Raw genomic sequence first — 21314 nt, 5'->3', positions numbered from 1 at the left:
GGAAATGACATGAAACTACATTCGAGCACAGGATTACAGGGCGAAATTCATATCCCTGGCGATAAATCCATTTCACACAGAGCCGTTATGTTTGGTTCAGTTGCAGAAGGAAAAACGGTTATTACGAATTTTTTAAACGGAGCGGATTGTTTAAGTACCATTTCCTGTTTTAAAAAAATGGGGGTGGACATAACCGTTGACGGGACAAATGTAGAAGTAAACGGCAAAGGGTTTGAAGGTCTTCAGGAACCGGCTGATATTCTCGATGTCGGGAACTCCGGCACAACTACACGCCTCATTCTTGGACTGCTTGCCGGTACACCCTTCCATTCCTGCCTGATTGGTGATGAATCCATCGCCAAACGCCCGATGAAAAGAGTAACAGAGCCTCTTAAGCAAATGGGCGTCTCTATTGACGGAAGAGATCATGGGAACTTTACACCAATCTCCATAAGAGGAGGCAGCTTAAGAGGCATAACATTTAAATCCAATGTAGCAAGTGCCCAGGTGAAATCCGCCATTCTTCTTGCCGGCCTCCGTACAGAAGGAGAATTAACGAGTGTAACAGAGCCGCATAAATCAAGAGATCATACGGAACGAATGCTGAAATCATTTGGTGCAGAAGTCGAAGAAAATGGCTTAACCGTGTCCATTAAAGGCGGACAGGCGCTTAAAGCTGCTCAAATTGAGGTGCCTGGCGATATTTCTTCAGCTGCGTTCTTTTTGGCTGCGGGAGCGATCGTGCCAAACAGTAAACTGATATTGAGAAGGGTGGGCATCAATCCGACCCGTTCCGGAATATTGGAAGTACTTGAGCAGATGGGTGCTGCAATCAAAGTAACCGAAGTGGAAACCGCTTCGTTTGAGCCAATGGCAGATCTTGAAATTCAAACCTCTGACTTAAAAGGAACGACCATATCCGGTGAGCTGATTCCAAAATTAATCGATGAAATTCCAATCATCGCTTTAATGGCTACTCAGGCAGAAGGAAAAACGATCATTAAAGATGCGGAAGAATTAAAGGTAAAAGAAACCAATCGCATTGATACAGTGGTTCATGAATTGAAAAAACTTGGAGCGGATATTGAAGCGACAGAAGACGGGATGATCATCAACGGAAAAAAACCATTAACCGGGGGGGTTGAAGTTTCCAGTCATGGAGATCACCGGATTGGAATGATGCTCTCTATTGCAGCCTGTTTAACTGAAAAAACAGTTGAACTGGGACAGGCTGAAGCGATTAACGTATCATACCCAGGATTTTTTAATGATTTAGCACGGGTCAGTCAATAACAAAAGCGGGAGCACTGGCTTCCGCTTTCGTTATTGTTTTAAAGTAAGCATGGTGTTGATTGGAGTGGAAGGCGTGAGACTCACTTGGGAGCAGCGGGCTGCTTGAGACCTTGCCTGTGCAAAGCGGCGAGGAGGCTCAAGCAGCCCGCGCAAGGATAAGCGAACGCCTGCTAATGGCAATCACCATCCAAGTTTATCAGAGCTAAAAAATAGGTCCTTGTAAATAAGCTTCAACTGAGGGGACTATTATCCAGATCCAGCGCCTAGCCAGATCTGAGGTTATAAGTTTATTAGCCTGATGGTCAGTTCGGGAAAGTGACAGGCCGCTGCACCTTGAACAGTACTTTATTCTTCAAAGGGCTTGTCCTTTAGTTCTGATCATAATTTTTCTTTTCTCCGCATAGCTTGTCTTAAAAGGGGCTGCAGGAGGAAACGGATGGCGTATATTATCGATCAAGTTACATTATGGAATGAAGGTAAGATGCGGCGTGTTTCAATCAGTGTAGAAAAGAACCGGTTCAGGCTGATCAGAGATGATTTAAAACGCAGCCTTTATCCCCGAATGAATCTGGAGGAATACATCATGACTCCAGGATATATCTTCCTGGATACAATGGAGGAAGGACACTCGTTTTCAGCTTATAAGCAGCATATGACTGGCCTCACAGCAAAAGGATGCACCGCTATTATTTCCGCTGTTTCTGTTTCAAGGAAGCGTGAACTTGAAGATAAAGTGAAGAAGCGTCGGCAGCTCCTTGTTAATTCTTCTGCTGACTATTATCTTGCCGTCACTTGTCCGTTAAAGGCTCTTACCCCAACCTTAATTTTTGAGCTAAAGAAACAAGGAATTGCCATTCTGTTTGCAGAAATCAGCTCTGATCTCCCATTTACTCAGTTTAATTGGCAAATGCTGAGGGATTCTCTATATTTAAATTCAATTACGATAATTCCAGTCTGGAAAAGTGAGGAACCAAAAGCAGAGAAGCAATGGTATCAATTTATGAAGAAAATCGGCATTCCTGTTTTGCCCCATGCACTTGCCCCCTTGAAGCCCTTGCCTGCAGCCGACTTGATGAAACTCGGTATCTACCCTGAAAAGGGACTGATCAGGCCTGATGGAGACGTGGATTATAATCTATATCGGAAAACCTGCTTAAGCGATTCGGTTGAAACGATTCCGCTTCTCGATTATGATAGTCATATTCCAACCATAACAATCCACAGAGGCAGGGTGGTGAAGGCACTGGATCGTATTTTTTTTCATCCTGGCAGAGGAGAAGAAAGGCACATTTCAATACGGTCCTCATTTGCCCGCACCCTGTCACTTATATAGAAAGGAACATGCCACATGGCAATCTCTTTAGAAGAAGCAATTAACCTGGTAGAACAAGGAGAAGCTGAGGAAGGATTGAATAATCTTTCCAAGCTTCAGACTACCCTGCATGATGAAGAAAAGTTTCTTCTTGCGGACAAGTATTATGAATGGGGACTTCCGGACAAAGCTTTGGATTTGCTGGCAGATCTACATCTTTTATATCCTCAGGAAACGGATATTTCCCTTTTGATGGCAGAAGCCTACATTGATATGGAACAGGAAGATGAAGCCATCTCCATTCTCGATCAAGTATCAAAGGATGATCCAGCCTATCCGCAGGCATTGCTCCTCCAAGCCGATTTATATCAGCTACAGGGACTGCAGGAGGTTAGTGAAAGTAAACTGAAAGAAGCTAAGAAGCTTCTTCCTGATGAACCCCTGATTGATTTTGCTCTAGGAGAATTTTATTATCATAGCGGAGACGATAAAACCTCGATTTCATATTATGAAAAAGCAGCACTCTCAGCTGAAGTTTTTGCAGGAGTCAATATTAACCAAAGATTAGCCGATGCTTTGAGCGGATCAGGTGAATTTGAGGCCGCAATGCCGTATTATGAAAAAACAATCAATGAAAAGATAGAGCCTCACTCTGTCTTCGGCTACGGGCTGGCTGCACTGAGGGCAGGCCAGACAAAAACCGCAATTCAGCAGCTTGAGAATTTAAAAGAGCTGGATCCAGGCTTCTCTTCTCTTTATCTGCCGCTCGCAAGGGCTTATGAAGAAGAGGGGATGCTGCAGGAAAGCCAGGAAACGGCTCTGGAAGGCATTAAAGAAGATGAGTTTAATAAAGACCTCTATTTATTCGCCGGGAAGATTTCTTTAAAAAATCAGCAGCCGGATAAGGCAGTCCAATTGCTTCGTGAAGCAGCGGCCATTGATCCAGGCCACGCAGAAGCGGTTCTTACTCTGGCCAATATTTATCTTCATCAGGAACAATTTCAGGCAATCATTGATTTGCTTACAGAAGTGATGAAATTTGAAGAAGAAGATCCGCAGTATTTTTGGCTTCTTGGCAAAAGCTACAATGAAACCGAAAATTTTTCACAGGCATTAGACTATTATGATCGCGCATATAAATTTTTTAAAGACCAGACCGATTTCCTTGAAGAATACGCCCGTTTCCTATTGGAAGAGGGAAATCGCCAAAAAGCGATGGAATTATTCAGAAAGATTTTATCTCTTGACCCTGCGAATGTCGAAATTGAAGCCTTATTGATGCATTTGGAAGACGAATTAAAACAGTAGTCAGGCAGGATTTTGATTTCACTGTGTTGAAATTTTTAGTATAAAGAAACGTTCTTGCAGAGGAGGGAACGATAATGATGACCCCTGTTTCTGTCCACGAGAAGAAGGATTTTATCAGATGGTTTTTAAACCATTACCAGCTAAAACGGAGAGAATGTGTATGGATTCTGAATTACCTGATGAGCCATGATTCCCTGATGGAAAGAGTCCATTTTGTAGAACAGGCCCAATATTGTCCCCGAGGAATCATCATGTCTACTCATTGTGTGGAAGAAGTTCCATTCCGTTTCTACAAAGAAAATGTCATGACGACAGATGCTGAAAAATCGTTTCATGATATTCGGCTGAATCGGGAGGAAGAGCTCTATATTCAAATTAACTTCAGATCAGCCTATCAATCCCCTCAATACGCGGCTGTAATGGAAGGGAATCCTTTCATGCCCAAGCACCTTAACGGCAATGAGAAAGATCGCATCATTGCTGAACGGGTACTTGAGAGCGCAATCCAAACTTACCAAAAGGATAAACTCCTGCAAATGATTGACGATGCGCTGGACCGGCATGACGAGCATGCTTTCAAGGATTTGACGAGCAGGCTGAATGCACTAAAATAAGCTGAAAGTCCTCAATTTTTGAGGGCTTTTTTTCTTGCTATTTCTATAAATGGTAAAATATTCTCAATTTTCTGCACGCGATTGATTTTATCTAATTAACGTGTGAAAATTAGGAATGAAACCGTTTGCAGAAGCGATCGGTTTCATAGTCCGAACATAGGGGGAAGGAAATGAAAGGGAAATTCAAGGGAATCATATCATCATTATTAGCCGTGCTGCTTGTACTAAGTACATTCATCAGCACACCTGGGGTTTTTGCTCAATCCAAATTGCAAACGGTTGCATTAGGGGAGGCGGCAGATCAGACTCAGCAGAATTACAGCTTCACGATAAATTATTACAGATATGATGGAAAGCCTTTGAATTGGGACTTATGGGTTTGGGAAGACGGGAAAGATGGCAAAGAAGTAGACTTTACCGAAGTGAAGGAAGGTTTTGCCCAAGCCAAGATTGAAGCATCCTCAAACAAAATCAATGTCATTGCTAGACCTGGAAATTGGACCTCGCAGGAAATGACCCGGACGATTCAAATTCCTGAAGGACAGCAGTCAGCCGAAGCTTGGATTGCTGAGGGAGATCCGGCTGTATACTACAGCAAGGAAGAAACAAATGTTGGCGAAAGGCTGACATCAGCATTAATGGATTCGCTTGATCGAATCATAGTCAGTTCCTCTCATTCCTTAAAAGATGAAGACCTGAATCAGTTTAAACTGGTTGATGAAACAAATGGCAAGGAAATAGCAGCACAAGTAAAAAAAGTGAAAGACAATCAGGTCATGCTCCTAATCGCTGATGCAAATTCAATTGATGTTAGAAATGCGTATGCAGTTAAGAGCACACGTTTTGGAACGGGAAAAGTAACCGTTAGAAAAGCGCTGGATGATAAAAAATTCTTTCACAGCGGAAACGATTTGGGAGCGTCATATACTCTCGGAAAAACAGACTTTAAAGTGTGGGCACCGACAGCTAAAAAAGCCAGTGTTGCCCTGTTCGACACCCAGGGTACATATACAGATCAGGGAACAGTTAATCAGCACTCCAATGGAAAAGAAATAGCAATGAATCGAGCAGACAATGGAGTATGGTCTGTCGAAGCACCTGGTGATTTAAACGGTAAATATTATATGTACAAAATCGAATTCTCAGACGGCAAAGTGAACTATGCGGTCGATCCTTATGCAAAGGCAGTCAGTGCCAATGGACAGAGATCGGCTATCGTAAGCCTTGATGAAACAGATCCTTCCAATTGGAAGCCAATGGACAAGCCGGAGGTAACAACCCCTGCTGATGCATCTTTATACGAATTGCATGTCAGAGATTTTTCAATAAACAAAGATTCAGGCATGAAAAACAAAGGGAAATTCAAAGCTTTTACAGAAACCGGAACGAAGAACAGAAATGGAGATCCGACAGGGATCGATCATCTTGCAAAATTAGGTGTAACTTACGTACACTTGCTCCCTTCTTATGATTTTAAAACAGTGAATGAATTAAAGGTAGACGATCCTGCTTCAAGTGATCCGAAATTTAACTGGGGCTATGATCCTCAAAACTTTAATGTACCGGAGGGCTCTTACTCAACTGATCCATCCAATCCTAAAACCAGGATCCTTGAGTTCAAAGAAATGGTCCAGGCTATGCACAATAAAGGCATCAGAGTTGTTATGGATGTCGTATACAACCATACATTTGAAATTGAAAATGGGCCTTTCAATAAAATTGTACCAGGATATTTTTACAGAACCAACGACAATGGAACCTACACAAATGGAAGCGGAACCGGGAATGAAGTAGCATCAGAAAGACCGATGGTCAGAAAGTATATTAAGGATTCCGTTAAATATTGGGCGGAAGAATACGGGGTAGACGGCTTCCGCTTTGACTTGATGGGTCTTATCGATGTCAATACAATGGAACAGCTGACTAAAGAGCTGAAAGAGCAAGTGGATCCGACGATGCTTGTTTACGGGGAACCATGGCAGGCAGGGGGATCACCGCTTGCTGAAAGTCTCCAAACGACAAAAGGGGCCCAAAAGGACCGGGGATTTGCGGTCTTTAATGATAATATCCGCGGAGCGATCAAAGGCGGAAGTGATGACGCGTCAAAAGGATTTGCTACTGGTGAAAAAGGCAGAGAAGAAGCAATCATTACCGGAGTAAGAGGTTCCATCACTGACTTTACGAATTCACCGATTGAATCCATCAACTATGTCACCGCTCATGACAATTTGAATTTGTGGGATAAAATTATTAAGACACAAGGCCTTGAAGAAAAAGAAGGCTTTGTCAATATAAAAGATGGAAAGCTTCAAGGTGAAGATGCGGTTAAATATAAAACGGTGGAAGATGCAATAGCAGCTGCTGCCCCGCATCATTCAGTCAGCAAAGAGGATGAGCTTGCAAATGAGACAGTAAAGCGGTCCCTGCTTGCGAACGGTATAGCCATTACCTCTCAAGGCATTCCGTTTATCCATGCAGGAGACGAAATGCTCAGAACGAAGTATGGAGATCATAACAGCTACAAAAGCCCTGATGCCATCAATCAAATAAATTGGAATGATGTGTCGGATTTCGATCAGGTTAATGCGTATTATGAAGGATTATATAAACTAAGGAATAATCATCCAGCATTCAAACTGACAGAGAAACAGCAGGTAGAAGCGAATGTTGAAATTCTGCAAAAGCAGGATAATGTGGTTTCCTACAAGCTGAAAAACCATGCCAACGGTGATAAGTGGAAAAACATAGTGGTCATTTACAATGCGAATACAGAATCTAAAAAGGTGGCGCTGCCTTCTGCTCCTTCAGGCTGGAAATCGGTTGTTAACCATAAACAGGCAGGTACAAGCGTTATTGAGCAAATAAATGGAACAGAGGCCAATGTTCAGCCGCTTTCCATGATGGTTTTATATGATGAAGAAAGAACAGATTCGTTGACTCCATCCTCGATTGCAATCAATACAGGCAATTTGTATATGGATATGAATGAATCACGTATGCTGCAGGCCCAAGTAAAGGATCAGTTTGGCGGGTATATGACTAACCAGCCGTTAACCTGGTCCAGCGCGGATGAAGCAATCGTTCAGACGGATTCACGCGGTAAACTAACAGCTAAAAAGACAGGGAAAACTGAAATTACTGCATCAAGCGGCACACTTAAGAAGTCCATTACCGTAACGGTAGCTGACTTGCAGCCGGCATCAATCGAACTGCAAGGAAAAGATTCAGTGTATGAATCAAATTCTATCCAGCTTCAAAGCACGGTTAAGAATCAATTTGGTCAGGTAATGGGAGAAAAAGCGCCAATTGAATGGACGACCTCCAATCCGAAGGTAGCTTCTGTTTCCTCCTCGGGAGAAGTTACCGGGCTAAGTGCAGGGAAAGCAGTAATTACAGCTAAAACCGGATCCGTTTCAGCACAAAAGCCAATAGAAGTTAAGAAATATGTTCAGAGATTCGTAGAATTTACGTATAAGAGAGCAGATAACCAATATGATGGCTGGAACATTTGGACATGGCAAACAGGTGTTGAGGACGGAGAAAAGCGTTTCTCCAAGGTTACAGAAAACGGAGCGGTAGCAAAGTTCCCAATCGGACCGGATACAACAAAAATTGGTTTTGTATTAAGAAAGGGAACAGACTGGGCTGAGAAAGACGCCTATGGACAAGATCGATATATTGAAGCGGATTTATCTCAATCTGTTACGAAAGTTACGGTAACGAGCGGCGTCGGAGCCTTTGAAACGGTTCCTCCTGTGAAAGGGCCTATTCTTGCAAATGGAAAACTTACCTTCATCTACAGGGATCAGGAGCTCTATGAAACAAGTTCTCAAAATCAGATAGAACGTGTACAGGTAAAAATAAACGGTAAACCTTCGGTAATGGTGTACGATGAAAAGAACCAGTATTTCACCTACACACTAGAAGACCTTAAAGAAGGAAACTATGAATATACCTTTCTTGTGACAAAGAATGGTCAAACTACTGAAATGAGCGACCCTTATAATACCGATGAGAACGGTAAATCGATGATTAAGTACGTCGTGCCTAAAATAAAGGTTACAGCATCCGCATTCCCTAAGAAAATATCATCCAGAGAGAATGCAGTGATTTCAGTGGCTGCCGCGGCTGGAGAGGATGCTAAAGTAACGGGAATGACCATTGATTTGCGTGCAATAGGCGGTTCTGAGAATACCCCAATTGACCCAGCTCTGAACGAAATCAGTGTTTCTGTCAAAGACAGTATCACAGCAGGTGTAAAAAAATTGCCGGTAACTGTAAAGGATCAATATGGAAACACCCATAAAGGTCAGGCACTGCTTGAAGTGAAACCGATTCAAGTGTCAGGTTCAGGCAAAAATCAGTTCGACTGGGATGAAGCAAGGATTTACTTTATGCTGACAGACCGTTTCTATGATGGAGACCCATCGAACAATGATCCGAATAAAGAAAACTATGATAGGAAACATCCTGAAACCTATCATGGAGGTGATCTTGCCGGGATTACAAAGAAGCTTGATTACCTGGAGGATATGGGGATCAATACAATCTGGATCACACCAATTGTCGACAATGTGGACTGGAATATCCGCTCGGGCAAAGAGGGCCCTCAATATGCATACCACGGATATTGGGCAAAGGATTTCACTAAGCTTGATGAACACTTGGGAGACGTGAAGACTTTCCAAAAGCTGATTGATAAAGCACATGATAAAGGAATCAAAATTATGGTGGATGTGGTGCTGAATCATGGCGGCTATGGATTGAAGGATGGCGGCGGTAAAAATATCCGCAATTACCCAACGATTGAAGATTCCCTTCGCTTTAAAGATATGTTCCGGGATGGAGGAACAGATGTCATTAAAGGCGAACTGGCGGGACTCCCGGATTTTAAAACGGAAGACGCAGCTGTGAGAAATCAAGTGATCAAGTGGCAGACAGACTGGCTGGAAAGAGCGAAAACGAAACGGGGAGACACGATTGATTACTTCCGCGTGGATACGGTTAAGCACGTAGATCAGACGACCTGGAGTGCTTTCAAAAATGAGCTGACAAAAATCAAACCTGATTTCAAGCTGATTGGAGAGAATTTTGGAGCAAGTGCAGATAATACTGGCGGGTATCTGAACAGCGGACAAATGGATTCCCTTCTTGACTTTGGCTTCAAATCAGAAGCGGCTTCGTTTATACAAGGAAAGATTGATGAAACGGAAGCAAATCTTGAAAAACGCGACAGGATGATTAATAACACAGCGGTACTTGGGCAATTTTTAAGCAGCCATGATGAAGATGGCTTCCTGATCACCCATGCAAAAGGGGACATTTCAAAGCAAAAAATTGCGGCATCTCTTCAAATAACGGCAAAAGGACAGCCCGTCATCTATTATGGAGAAGAAATCGGACTATCGGGTAAACACGGCGGGGATTTTGATAAGGGCGAATTCAATGAAAACCGCTATGACATGGCATGGAATAAAATTAGCGGGAATGATTTAACTGTCCATTACGCCAAGCTTCTTCAAACGAGAAAGCATTATTCTAAAGTCTTTGCAAAAGGAAGCAGGGAAAAAGTATCCGGCAGCAATAAAGACGGCTATCTCGTATTTTCAAGAAAATATGAGGGGCAGGAGCTCCTGGTAGGAATCAATACGACCAATCAGATAAAAGAGGTCACCCTGAATATGGCCGATAAAAACTTTCCGTCTGTAAAAGACTTGTACTCCAATAAAGATTATAAAAAAATGCCGGATGGAAAAGTAACAGTTAAAATCCCGCCTAGGTCTGAAGGAGGTACAGTAATTTTAACGAAATGGAAGTAATTAAAATTTTCTAAAAATATTGTCAAAAATCGTGTAATATATAGACAATGGGGCATGTCTCCATTGTCTTCTTTCTTCTCAATATTTCTAAAAGGGGGTGTACATCTTGAAATGGGCTGCCAATGATGCGCTGGCATTAGAAAAAGAAAAGCAATACATAGACACCCTGGTTGTTCCACTGATTCCTGCGGGACTTGCTCCTTCTATGCTGGAAAATATTCAGGCGGGCGAATTTGCCATGCTGCTGTCTGAAGAGCTGGAAAGGCAGCTTAGAGGCAGAATCATGCTAAGTCCTCCATTTACCTACCTTCCACAGGAAGAACATGCATTAATAAGACTGATGGAGTGGAAAAAAGATGCGGAAGCTGATTTTAAGCACATTGTCTTTTTAACGACAGATTCAATATGGAAGACAGCAGGCGGCGATCTTCAAAAAAATGTAATCTGGATTCCGTCGATTCCGCTCCAAAATCTGGATCGTGAAGTGACCGGCCAGCTGCTGGAAAGTCATTTGCAGCAAATTATGAACATTTTATTACAATTTTGGAATTGTAAATGAAAACACTATCATTATACTTTTTTCCATAAAAGGATGATATTGACCCGTTTGAGAGATTGATATATCATTAGAATGTCCTAGTACTATAAATTTTTATAACCTTGCATCCAGACTTCATCTATAGGGGATAGAAGGGGGAAAAAAATGAGCGAGAGAAAACATGGGGTATCAAGAAGGCAGTTCCTTAACTATACGCTCACAGGTGTAGGCGGATTCATGGCCGCAGGAATGATTATGCCGATGGTTCGCTTTGCCCTTGACCCTGTTCTGCGGCCCGTTGCAGGCCAGGATTTAGTTCAAGTGGTAAAAGTGGATGAAATTACAGCAGAACCAAAACGATTTAATTTCAAAATCAAGCAGGTCGATGCTTGGCACAAATCCGATGAACCGCGTTCTGCCTGGGTCTACAAGGACGATAAGGGAGATATCATCGCTTTATCGCCAGTATGTAAACACTTAGGCTGTACCGTCAGCTGGAATGGGGATCCAGAGAACAAAAACCAGTTCTTCTGCCCATGTCATTACGGACGTTATGAGAAAGATGGAAAAAACGTTCCAGGTACACCTCCGCTGGCTCCTTTGGACGTATTTGAACAGCAGGTCAAAGACGGCTACTTGTTTCTCGGTAAAGCCAAGAAGAGAGGAGCGTAGCAGATGCTGAATAAAATTTACGACTGGGTGGATGAGCGTCTGGATATTACTCCTTTATGGCGGGATATAGCCGACCATGAAGTGCCTGAACACGTCAACCCTGCCCATCATTTTTCTGCGTTTGTTTATTGCTTTGGAGGATTAACCTTTTTCGTAACGGTCATTCAGGTATTATCCGGAATGTTCCTGACAATGTATTATGTTCCGGATATTAAAAATGCCTGGGAATCTGTCTATTATTTGCAGAATGAGGTCGCATTCGGACAAATCGTAAGAGGGATGCACCATTGGGGCGCGAGTCTCGTCATTGTCATGATGTTTCTCCATACACTTCGGGTGTTTTTCCAGGGAGCCTATAAGAAGCCTCGCGAATTGAACTGGATTGTGGGTGTTCTGATTTTTTTCGTTATGCTCGGTCTTGGATTTACAGGTTATTTGCTGCCCTGGGATATGAAAGCGCTTTTCGCGACGAAAGTAGGCCTTCAGATAGCAGAGGCCACACCGTTTATCGGTACTCAAGTGAAGGTGCTTCTCTCCGGCCATCCTGAAATTGTCGGCGCGCAGACGCTGACAAGATTCTTTGCGATTCATGTATTCTTCCTTCCGGCCGCATTATTCGGTCTGATGGCTGCCCATTTTCTGATGATCAGAAAGCAGGGAATATCCGGACCGCTTTAAAAAAGCAGTATCTACTGCAGAACCATCTAAAAAGGAGGGGGATTCATGCATCGCGGAAAAGGCATGAAGTTCGTCGGGGATTCTCGTGTTCCTGCCGTAAGAAAACCGAACATTCCGAAAGATTACTCGGAGTTTCCTGGGAAAACTGAAGCATTTTGGCCGAATTTCCTTTTAAAGGAATGGCTGGTTGGAGCGGTCTTTTTAATTGGATTTCTATGTTTGACAGTTGCTCATCCCTCACCGCTGGAACGGGTGGCGGATCCGACTGATACAGGATACATCCCGCTTCCTGACTGGTACTTCCTATTTCTCTACCAGCTCTTGAAGTATACGTACGCATCCGGTCCATATACGGTTCTAGGTGCAATGATCATGCCGGGAATTGCGGCTGGTGCATTGATTCTTGCTCCGTTTCTTGATCCCGGTCCTGAGCGCCGGCCTGCAAAGAGACCTGTAACTGTAGGAATGATGCTCCTTGCAACCGCTGCGATTATTTTCCTGACCTGGCAGTCGGTTTCGACGACCAACTGGGAAAAGGTAGCGCAGCAGGGAAAAATTCAGGCTGAAGCCAAAATCGATACGAACTCAGAAGGATACAAGGTATTCCAGGAGCAGACTTGTGTTTCCTGCCATGGTGATAACCTTCAGGGCGGAGCAGCTGGTCCATCTCTTGTTGATAACGGATTAAAGCCTGAGGATATTGCCAAAATAGCTAAAGAGGGCCGCGGCGCAATGCCTGCCGGCGTATTTAAAGGAACGGATGAGGAATTAAAGGTTCTTTCCGAATTCGTTTCAAAAGTTTCATCCAAGTAAAAAGCTGACAATCTGTCAGCTTTTTTATATGATGAGAAAGGTGAAATTTAATAGAAATGAGAGCTGTTCAGATGAAGACGATATTTTATGTATTAGCCGGAAAGCCTTTTTTATTTTTATTGTTTGCTGTCAACCTGCTTGGTACGCTGTATGGGTATTATTGGTATACAGGTCAGCTTGTGATAACGGCTCCGCAGTTCCTGATTTTTGTTCCGGATAGTCCGACTGCAAGTCTTTTCTTTACAATTGTTATCCTGTATTATCTTTTCGGAAAAAGGTCCCCTTTAATGGAGGCGCTGGCAGTTGTCACCCTTTTTAAATATGGAATATGGGCAACCGTGATGAATTTGCTTTTACTGATTACGACGGGAGAACTGGAACCAGCCGGCTACATGCTGATGGCTTCGCATATGGCGATGGCGATTCAGGGACTGCTTTACATTCCGTTTTACCGATTTAAGCTTAGGCACCTAATCATAGCGGCTGTATGGACATTGCACAATGATGTAATTGATTATGTGTTCGGACAAATGCCGATCTATTACTCGCTGATGGATTATTTGCCAACGATTGGTTATTTTACATTCTGGCTTAGCATCCTTTCACTTGGGATTGCCTACTGGTATGTGATAAAAGAAAAAAGATGGAAGCTTAATATCCATTAAAGGTTATTCCCAGTGGTCTAATCTTGTCCCTCCTTACATATTTTTTACTAGATGATTTGGGGGGGACAAACATGAAAAGATGGGTAGTATGCTTGACGATCCTGCTTCTCCTTTTCTCAAGCACTGAGGCAAAAGGAGAAGAGACTGATAGATGGAACAGCTTATCCGAGACATCTTACAGCGCCTTCCAGCTGGCTAAGCAGGGAAGGACCGATGAATCTTTGCAAGTGCTGAAATATTTTGCCAAACAGTTTGAAAAAAGTCCGGAGGCAAGGCAGGCTGTATCTGGACAAACAGTAAGAACGATTTCTGCCGTTCATGGGAATGCACTGGAAAAGCTTGAGGATCAGCAGGCAGATCCTGAATCTAAAATGAGGGCTGTTACCCAATTCCATATGGTTGTGGATGCGGCATTTACAGAAAATGAGCCGCTCTGGAGTTCAATGGAAACGAGCATGATGACCTCATTCAATCATTTAAAAAAGGATGCCGAAATTGGAGAATCGACATCGTTTGAACAGGATTGGAATGAATTTCTTACTTTATATGAAACAATCTATCCTTCTGTATCCGTGGATGTCCCTCCCAAGCAAGTAAGAAAGGTTGAGGCACTGATATCGACAGTTGGAGAGGGGTTAATGGAAAACGGGACGGAAGAAGAGAGGATTAGTCAGCTTACATCAATGGAAGCCGAATTTAAAAATCTGTTCGACCGAGTTAAGGATGACGAGGCCGATCCTTCCCTGATTTGGGTGATTATTACGACTGGAGGAATGATCATTCTGACTCTCACGTATGCAGGATGGAGAAAATTTCGTGGGGAAAAGGAAAAGCAGGTGGAAAGAGAGCGCGATAGGTAAACAAAAAAGGAAAGCAGCCGAGCCCGGCTTGCTTTCCTTTTTTCTTCATTCATGGCTCCAGGGCCAATCCAAGATCCCTTACGTACACGATTACTTTTGGATCGGATTTTTTTCGCTGTCGAGTGTAAAGCCTTCTCCGAGTACGTCATGAACATCCGTTACAGCTACAAAGGCATGCGGATCGACAGAAGTGATAACCAGCTTGAGCCGGGCAATTTCATTCTTGTCCACAACACAGTATAATACATCCATAGCATTCCCTGAGTAAGAACCCTGCCCTTTAAGAATGGTGACCCCTCGATCCATTTCTTCTAATATTCTTTTGGAAATTTGCTGATTTTTAGATGAAATGATGGTCGCGCCTTTAGCACCATATGCTCCGTCCTGCATAAAGTCGATGACCCGGGCGCCCACGAAGACGGCAACAAGCGTATACATGGCTCTTTTTAAATCCAAATACGTCAAAAGAGATACTCCGATAACGCATACGTCAAAAAGGAACATGGTTTTACCCATGCTTATTCCTTTATATTTCTGGACAAGGCGAGCAATGATATCGACTCCGCCGGTTGTACCGCCGTAGCGGAAAATAATACCCAGACCGACCCCGATAAATACGCCGGCAAACAGGGATACAAGCAAAAGGTCATCAGAAAGGTGGAGATTAAACTGATACCTTTGAAAAATCCAGAGGAATAAGGATAAGCTCACGGTTCCGATCATTGTATAAATAAAAGAAACCCTTCCCAGGAGTTTCCATCCTATGAAAAATAGAGGAATATTCAATACTAAATTAGATATGGATGGATCAATCGTAAAAATGAAGTATAGAAGAAGTGTAATTCCTGTAAATCCTCCTTCAGCCAATTCATTCTGCATGTTAAAATGAACTAGCCCAAAGGCAAAAATGGCAGATCCGAGCAGGATGAAAAGGATGTTGCGAATGTTCAATCCGTTCAAATTATATCAGCTCCCAAAATCGCTTATGATGGCGATAATATTATAGTTCACCAGCGGCAAAACGGCAAATCAGGCAGAATTTGATTTCAAGATGATATAATTGGAAGAAGATAAATACATAAAGAAAGCGGGAGTCCTCATGAAAGAAAAAACAATGAAAGACATACAAAAGGAAGTGGATACCTACATCGGACAATTCAAAGAAGGCTACTTCAGTCCGCTCGCAATGACTGCAAGGCTTACGGAGGAACTGGGGGAGCTTGCCCGTGAAATCAACCACAGATTTGGAGAAAAGCCGAAAAAATCATCAGAGGCAGATAAAGCAATTGAAGAAGAGCTTGGAGATGTACTGTTTGTGCTGGTGTGCATGGCGAATTCCCTTCAAATCGATTTGGCCGAAGCACACGATTTAGTTATGAAAAAATTTGCTGTCCGCGACCGTGACCGCTGGACAAAGAAAGAGGAGCTTTAAAAAATGGATTCAATTAAAGTTGTTGTAGCAGGACCCCGTGGAAGAATGGGAAGAGAAGCCGTTATTTTAGCAGAAGAAACTTCTCATTTTGAATTGGCGGGAGTATTGGACCGTAAAAACGGCGGTGAAAAACTGAACGAAATTGCAGAAGGGTTTTCAAGCAGTGCTCCCATTTATACCGATTTAAAAGAATGTTTGTTTGAAACTAAAGCGGATGTACTGATTGATCTTACAACACCGGAAACCGGAATGCTTCATGCTAAAACAGCCCTTGAAATGGGTGTCAGACCTGTAGTGGGGACAACCGGATTTACTGAGGATAACTTAAAGGAATTGCAGGAACTGTCGGAAGCAAAAGGCCTCGGTGTCATTATTGCGCCGAATTTCGCCGTAGGGGCAGTGCTGATGATGAAATTTTCCCAAATGGCGGCTAAATACTTCCCGGATATCGAAATCATCGAACAGCATCATGACCAGAAGCTCGATGCTCCATCCGGTACCGGAGTCAAGACAGCTGAGATGATTTCTGCGGTAAGGGAAGAGAAAAAGCAGGGCCATCCGAACGAAAAAGAGACACTTGCTGGCGCGAGAGGTGCTTCATATAACGGTATCAGAATACATAGTGTCCGGCTTCCGGGACTTGTTGCCCATCAAGAGGTTTTATTTGGCGGAGAAGGCCAGACATTGAAGATCAGGCATGACTCATATGACCGGAAATCTTTCATGTCAGGCGTCAAACTCTCATGCGAACAAGTAATGAAGCTCGATACACTGGTTTACGGTCTTGAAAATATCATTGAATAGTGAGGGATAGCTGATGAAACTTGCACTGATTGCCCATGATAAAAAGAAGAATGATATCGTTCAATTTTCTACCGCCTATAAAAGTATTTTAGAAGAACATGAGCTGTTTGCTACCGGAACGACTGGCTTGCGCATCATGGAAGCGACTGGTCTATCCATTACAAGATGCCAGTCCGGCCCGCTGGGAGGGGATCAGGAAATCGGAGCGATGATTGCAAGAAATGAAATGGATATTGTCATCTTCTTCCGGGATCCCTTAACTGCACAGCCGCATGAACCGGACGTTTCCGCTCTTATCCGGTTATGCGACGTTTACGCCATCCCGCTCGCAACCAACATGGGAACGGCAGAAATTTTAATTCACGGTCTGAATAGGGGAGACCTGACGTGGAGAAAGGTTATTCATCAGCGAGAAGGAGAGTTAGATGAGTCTTGAGAAATTAGATATTCTGGCATTTGGCACTCATCCTGGAGATGTTGAGTACGGGATGGGCGGAACGCTTGCGAGATATGCTGACAAACAGATAAGAACCGGTATTTGTGATTTAACGGAAGCAGAGCTTTCCTCAGAAGGAACTGTGGCGGAACGGAAGAAGGAAGCGACTGCTGCATCCGAGGTGCTCGGGGTGAATAAGAGGATCTTTCTGGATCTCCCTGACCGCGGATTGTTTGTTACCGCCTCCTACCTGGACCGGCTCATTTCCGTTATTAGAAAATACAGGCCGGAGGTAGTATATTGCCCTGCGGATAATCCGGATCATCCAGATTTTGAAAGCTGCGCAAACCTTGTAAAAGAAGCAGTTTATTCAGCGGGAATTCATAAATACGAAGACAGCTTCCGCTTGCCTGCTCATTCTGTACACCATGTTTATCAATATATTACCGCTCCTTTCCAAAAACCGGATATGATTCTCGATATTTCAGGCACAATCAGCAGAAAAGAAGAAAGTTTAAGAGCCTATCACAGCTGCATGAATCATGCATACATAGATCTCGCATTTACAAGAGAGCAGCTTGCAGGAAAGGCTGCAGGACTGGCCTTTGCGGAAGGTTTTAAAAGTCCGAAACCAATCGAATTGAATGAATTGCCAGGTGAACATAAATGAAAAATAAACTTAAAATCGGCATTACCTGTTACCCATCTGTCGGGGGTTCAGGAGTTGTGGCAACAGAACTAGGGAAGCTTTTGGCTGAAAAAGGCCATGAGATACACTTCATAACGTCAAGCATTCCATTTAGATTGAATAAAGTGTACAGCAACATTTACTTTCACGGAGTAGAAGTCAATCAGTATTCTGTTTTTAAAAATCCTCCATATGATCTTGCTCTTTCAAGCAAAATGGCAGAGGTTGCCGAAAGGGAAAAGCTGGATATCCTGCATGTTCATTATGCAATCCCTCACGCGATATGTGCTTTTTTGGCAAAGCAGATGACAGGCGATCATCTGAAAATTGTAACCACTCTTCATGGCACGGACATTACCGTACTTGGGTCGGACCCGTCCATGGCCCAGCTGATCCGTTTCGGGATTGAAGCATCTGACCGGGTAACAGCTGTTTCAAACGCACTCGTCCAGCAAACATATGACCTGATTGCTCCCAAGCAGCATATCGAAACCGTTTACAATTTTATTGATGACAGGGTTTATTACAAAAAAGATGCTGCTCATTTAAAGAATGATTACAAAATAAAAGATCATGAGCGTGTCATCATCCATGTATCGAATTTCAGACAGGTTAAACGTGTGAAAGATATAGTTAAAACCTTTGCCCTCATTGCAGATCAAGTTTCTTCGAAGCTGCTGCTTGTAGGAGACGGACCGGAAATGTCAAGTGTCTGTGAACTGGTCCACTCAATGGGCTTGAGGGAAAAGGTTCTGTTTTTAGGAAAACAGGAGAATTTGGATGAGCTTTACTCAATCAGCGATATTAAACTGCTTATGTCTGAGAAAGAAAGCTTTGGATTGGTTCTTTTAGAAGCGATGGCGTGCGGGGTTCCATGTATCGGAACGAACATCGGGGGAATTCCGGAGGTTATTTCCGATGGGGAGAATGGATTCATTGTTGAGGTTGGGGACATTGAAAAGGCAGCAGAAAAAGCAGTCGCCTTACTAAGCAGCCAGGATTTGCACAGCAGGTTTTCAGAGCAGGCTATGACAGCGGCAAGGGAAAATTTTAAAACCGAGCAGATTGTGGAGCAATATGAGGATATTTATTACGGATTGCTTCAAGGGGATTGAACCGATGAAAAAGGAATTTCTAGATGCGCTGCCGATTATTCACGCACTTGAAAAAGAAGGGTATGAGGCTTATTTTGTAGGGGGTTCAGTACGGGACCTTTTGCTTGGCAGGGACATTCATGATGTGGATATCGCTACTTCTGCAGCACCGGGAAAAGTGCAGGAGATTTTTTCTAAAACGGCAGATGTCGGGGCTGCCCATGGAACCATTATTGTGCTCCATGAAGGGGAGCCTTATGAAGTTACGACATTTCGTACAGAATCAGACTATGAGAATTTTCGCAGGCCGGAGACAGTTCAATTCGTTACTTCGCTAAAAGAGGATCTAAAACGAAGAGATTTCACGATGAATGCGATGGCTATGGATAAAGACGGAAATCTTCATGATTATTTCAACGGGAAGGATGCCATTCGGGATAAGAAAATAGAAACGGTTGGAAATCCTGAAGACAGGTATACGGAAGATGCGCTCAGGATGCTAAGAGCACTGCGCTTTTCAAGCCAGCTAGACTTTGCCATCACCCCGGATTCGCTGGAGGCAATCAACCGTCTGGCAAGTTTGATGAAACATATTTCAGTCGAGCGGAAATTAATAGAGTTTGATAAGCTCCTTAAAGGAAAGGCTGCTTCCGCCGCTTTAGATTTGCTTCAAAGCAGCGGGTTAATTGAATTTATGCCAGGATTAGGGAAAGGAATTCACGGCTGGGAAACGTTCATAGCCAGGACGCTTCCACCTGCACTTGGACTGCCGGAAAGGTGGGCACTCCTTCTTTTTGACCTTGAGGTGGAGCAGCCGAAAGAATTTCTAAAGCAATGGAAGATGCCTGTTAAAAGAATGGACAAGATCCATTCTGTTTATTTATTTCTTCGTAAGAGGCTGAAAAACCAGTGGACAAATTTGATGCTGTATGAAGCGGGTGCAGAAACAGTCTGTCTTACTGAGGCAATCTGTGAATCCCAGCATGATTGGATCCAGAAAACAGGTGCTGAAAAGGCGGCAGCTGACTACAGCCGGCTGCCGATCCACTCCAGAGCGGATTTATATATAAATGGGAATGAGCTTTTGCAGATAGCAGGCAATGAGCCGGGACCATGGGTAGCAGATGCGCTGCACGCAATTGAACTGGAAGTGCTTGAAGGACGGCTTCACAACTCCAGAAACGAGATTGAGAGGTGGTTTCTCCGTTGGAGCAATCAAAAAGGAATGTAAAGCTAAGGCTATTGGAGGCATTTGCCGAGTCGGATCAAGAGTTCGTTTCAGGGCAAAAAATCAGTGAAGTACTTGGATGTTCCAGGACAGCTGTTTGGAAGCATATCGAAACACTGAGAAAAGAAGGCTATGAAGTGGAAGCGGTCAGAAGAATGGGATACCGTCTGATTAAAAAGCCGGAAGCATTGAGCGCAGCAGAAATACAGTCCTCACTGAGCACCTCATTTATGGGACAAGCCGTACATTACGAGAAATCGGTCCCCTCTACACAGAAAATCGCACACCAGCTTGCGGGTGAGGGTGCTTCTGAGGGGACCATCGTCATTGCTGATGAGCAGACAGAGGGACGCGGCAGGCTTTCCAGGGTATGGCACTCCCCTGTAAATACAGGGATTTGGATGAGCTGTATCCTAAAACCTAAAATTCCGCTCAGCCAGACCCCTCAGCTTACACTTTTAACAGCTGTAGCCATCGTACAGGCCATAGAAGAAACAACTGGAATTCTGCCTTCAATAAAATGGCCAAATGATATTTTAATCAATGGAAAGAAAGCTGTAGGGATCCTAACAGAGCTGCAGGCTGAAGCAGATTCTGTTCATTCTGTCATCATTGGAATGGGGATTAATGTGAATCAGGAGGCAAGGGATTTTCCCGATGCGCTGAAAACCATTGCTACTTCTTTAAAACTCGAAGCGGGGAATGACATATCCAGAACCTCGCTTATTCAAGCCATCCTGTATAATCTTGAGCAGCTTTATACAGCTTATCTGTCTGCCGGCTTTCATCCGGTCAAGCTGCTTTGGGAATCGTATGCGGTTAGTCTGGGACGTGAGATAAAAGCAAGAACTCTGCAGGGAACCATTTATGGAAAGGCGCTTGGCATTAATGATGAAGGGGTCCTCCTGCTTCAAACCGCAGATGGTACGGTTGAAAAAATATATTCTGCAGATATTGAATTATCCTAGAGTGAAATAAATTGATAAATTATTGCGTTTTGATATACTTAACTCGGGTAGTATCCGTTTTCAGGGAACTGCACCGCAAAAGCAGCAAACCA

19 protein-coding genes are annotated in these 21314 nt (G+C 43.5%); 18 read left to right on the top strand and 1 reads right to left on the bottom strand.

The window, feature by feature from the left end; genetic code table 11:
* Nucleotides 1-9: 9 nt before the first annotated feature.
* The 11 genes from aroA to ypjB all read left to right on the top strand — a co-directional run bounded on the left by aroA (nt 10) and on the right by ypjB (nt 14572).
* The gene (gene aroA / locus WCV65_RS12120; RefSeq protein WP_338776783.1) at nt 10-1293 is read left to right on the top strand and encodes a 3-phosphoshikimate 1-carboxyvinyltransferase; all 1284 of its coding nucleotides are present in this window, start codon (nt 10-12) and stop codon (nt 1291-1293) included.
* Nucleotides 1294-1729: 436 nt separating this feature from the next.
* Nucleotides 1730-2626 (top strand): hypothetical protein, encoded by an 897-nt coding sequence (locus tag WCV65_RS12115; protein ID WP_338776781.1) that lies wholly within the window; start codon nt 1730-1732, stop codon nt 2624-2626.
* Nucleotides 2627-2641: 15 nt separating this feature from the next.
* The gene (locus tag WCV65_RS12110) at nt 2642-3913 is read left to right on the top strand and encodes a tetratricopeptide repeat protein (protein ID WP_338776780.1); all 1272 of its coding nucleotides are present in this window, start codon (nt 2642-2644) and stop codon (nt 3911-3913) included.
* Nucleotides 3914-3987: 74 nt separating this feature from the next.
* Nucleotides 3988-4527: a ReoY family proteolytic degradation factor gene (locus tag WCV65_RS12105; protein ID WP_035408680.1), complete on the top strand. Its 540-nt coding sequence runs from the start codon at nt 3988-3990 to the stop codon at nt 4525-4527.
* Between the two features lie 170 nt (nt 4528-4697).
* Nucleotides 4698-10346: a type I pullulanase gene (pulA, locus tag WCV65_RS12100; protein WP_338776779.1), complete on the top strand. Its 5649-nt coding sequence runs from the start codon at nt 4698-4700 to the stop codon at nt 10344-10346.
* A gap of 106 nt (nt 10347-10452) precedes the next feature.
* Complete coding sequence (locus WCV65_RS12095; protein WP_035408683.1) at nt 10453-10905, top strand: DUF2487 family protein; 453 nt, start codon at nt 10453-10455, stop codon at nt 10903-10905.
* Between the two features lie 144 nt (nt 10906-11049).
* Nucleotides 11050-11556 (top strand): ubiquinol-cytochrome c reductase iron-sulfur subunit, encoded by a 507-nt coding sequence (locus WCV65_RS12090; RefSeq protein WP_035408685.1) that lies wholly within the window; start codon nt 11050-11052, stop codon nt 11554-11556.
* A gap of 3 nt (nt 11557-11559) precedes the next feature.
* Nucleotides 11560-12234: a cytochrome b6 gene (locus tag WCV65_RS12085; protein WP_035408687.1), complete on the top strand. Its 675-nt coding sequence runs from the start codon at nt 11560-11562 to the stop codon at nt 12232-12234.
* Between the two features lie 45 nt (nt 12235-12279).
* Nucleotides 12280-13047 carry a c-type cytochrome gene (locus WCV65_RS12080; protein ID WP_338776774.1) on the top strand — a complete coding sequence of 256 codons (768 nt, stop codon included), beginning with the start codon at nt 12280-12282 and terminating at the stop codon, nt 13045-13047.
* Between the two features lie 71 nt (nt 13048-13118).
* Nucleotides 13119-13712 (top strand): DUF1405 domain-containing protein, encoded by a 594-nt coding sequence (locus tag WCV65_RS12075; protein ID WP_035408817.1) that lies wholly within the window; start codon nt 13119-13121, stop codon nt 13710-13712.
* Between the two features lie 71 nt (nt 13713-13783).
* Entirely contained in the window at nt 13784-14572 is a 789-nt protein-coding gene (ypjB, locus tag WCV65_RS12070) for a sporulation protein YpjB (RefSeq protein WP_035408694.1), read from the top strand.
* 90 nt (nt 14573-14662) lie between these two features.
* On the opposite strand, the gene WCV65_RS12065 is transcribed toward ypjB, so the two are convergent.
* Entirely contained in the window at nt 14663-15532 is an 870-nt protein-coding gene (locus WCV65_RS12065; protein ID WP_035408696.1) for a YitT family protein, read from the bottom strand.
* 139 nt (nt 15533-15671) lie between these two features.
* On the opposite strand from WCV65_RS12065, the gene WCV65_RS12060 reads away from it, so the two are divergent.
* The 7 genes from WCV65_RS12060 to WCV65_RS12030 are packed head-to-tail and all read left to right on the top strand — an operon-like array spanning nt 15672 to nt 21222.
* A complete protein-coding gene (locus WCV65_RS12060) occupies nt 15672-16004 on the top strand; it encodes a nucleotide pyrophosphohydrolase (RefSeq protein WP_338776771.1) in 333 nt (110 codons plus the stop codon).
* A 3-nt stretch (nt 16005-16007) separates the two neighbouring features.
* Nucleotides 16008-16808, top strand: coding sequence for a 4-hydroxy-tetrahydrodipicolinate reductase (gene dapB, locus WCV65_RS12055; protein WP_338776770.1), 801 nt, complete (start codon nt 16008-16010; stop codon nt 16806-16808).
* Between the two features lie 13 nt (nt 16809-16821).
* Nucleotides 16822-17244 (top strand): methylglyoxal synthase, encoded by a 423-nt coding sequence (mgsA, locus tag WCV65_RS12050; protein WP_338776769.1) that lies wholly within the window; start codon nt 16822-16824, stop codon nt 17242-17244.
* Nucleotides 17234-17914, top strand: coding sequence for a bacillithiol biosynthesis deacetylase BshB1 (gene bshB1, locus WCV65_RS12045; protein ID WP_338776767.1), 681 nt, complete (start codon nt 17234-17236; stop codon nt 17912-17914). The genes mgsA and bshB1 overlap by 11 nt, the downstream gene beginning before the upstream one ends.
* Nucleotides 17911-19047 carry an N-acetyl-alpha-D-glucosaminyl L-malate synthase BshA gene (gene bshA, locus WCV65_RS12040; RefSeq protein ID WP_338776765.1) on the top strand — a complete coding sequence of 379 codons (1137 nt, stop codon included), beginning with the start codon at nt 17911-17913 and terminating at the stop codon, nt 19045-19047. The genes bshB1 and bshA overlap by 4 nt, the downstream gene beginning before the upstream one ends.
* A gap of 4 nt (nt 19048-19051) precedes the next feature.
* The gene (locus WCV65_RS12035) at nt 19052-20257 is read left to right on the top strand and encodes a CCA tRNA nucleotidyltransferase (protein ID WP_338776763.1); all 1206 of its coding nucleotides are present in this window, start codon (nt 19052-19054) and stop codon (nt 20255-20257) included.
* The gene (locus WCV65_RS12030; RefSeq protein WP_338776761.1) at nt 20233-21222 is read left to right on the top strand and encodes a biotin--[acetyl-CoA-carboxylase] ligase; all 990 of its coding nucleotides are present in this window, start codon (nt 20233-20235) and stop codon (nt 21220-21222) included. The genes WCV65_RS12035 and WCV65_RS12030 overlap by 25 nt, the downstream gene beginning before the upstream one ends.
* Nucleotides 21223-21314: the final 92 nt, after the last annotated feature.

It is taken from the genome of Metabacillus sp. FJAT-52054, from assembly GCF_037201815.1.
GTDB classification, from domain to species: Bacteria; Bacillota; Bacilli; order Bacillales; family Bacillaceae; genus Metabacillus_B; species Metabacillus_B sediminis.
Note: the sequence above shows the minus strand (reverse complement) of the source record. Positions and strands in the feature narration are given on the sequence as shown.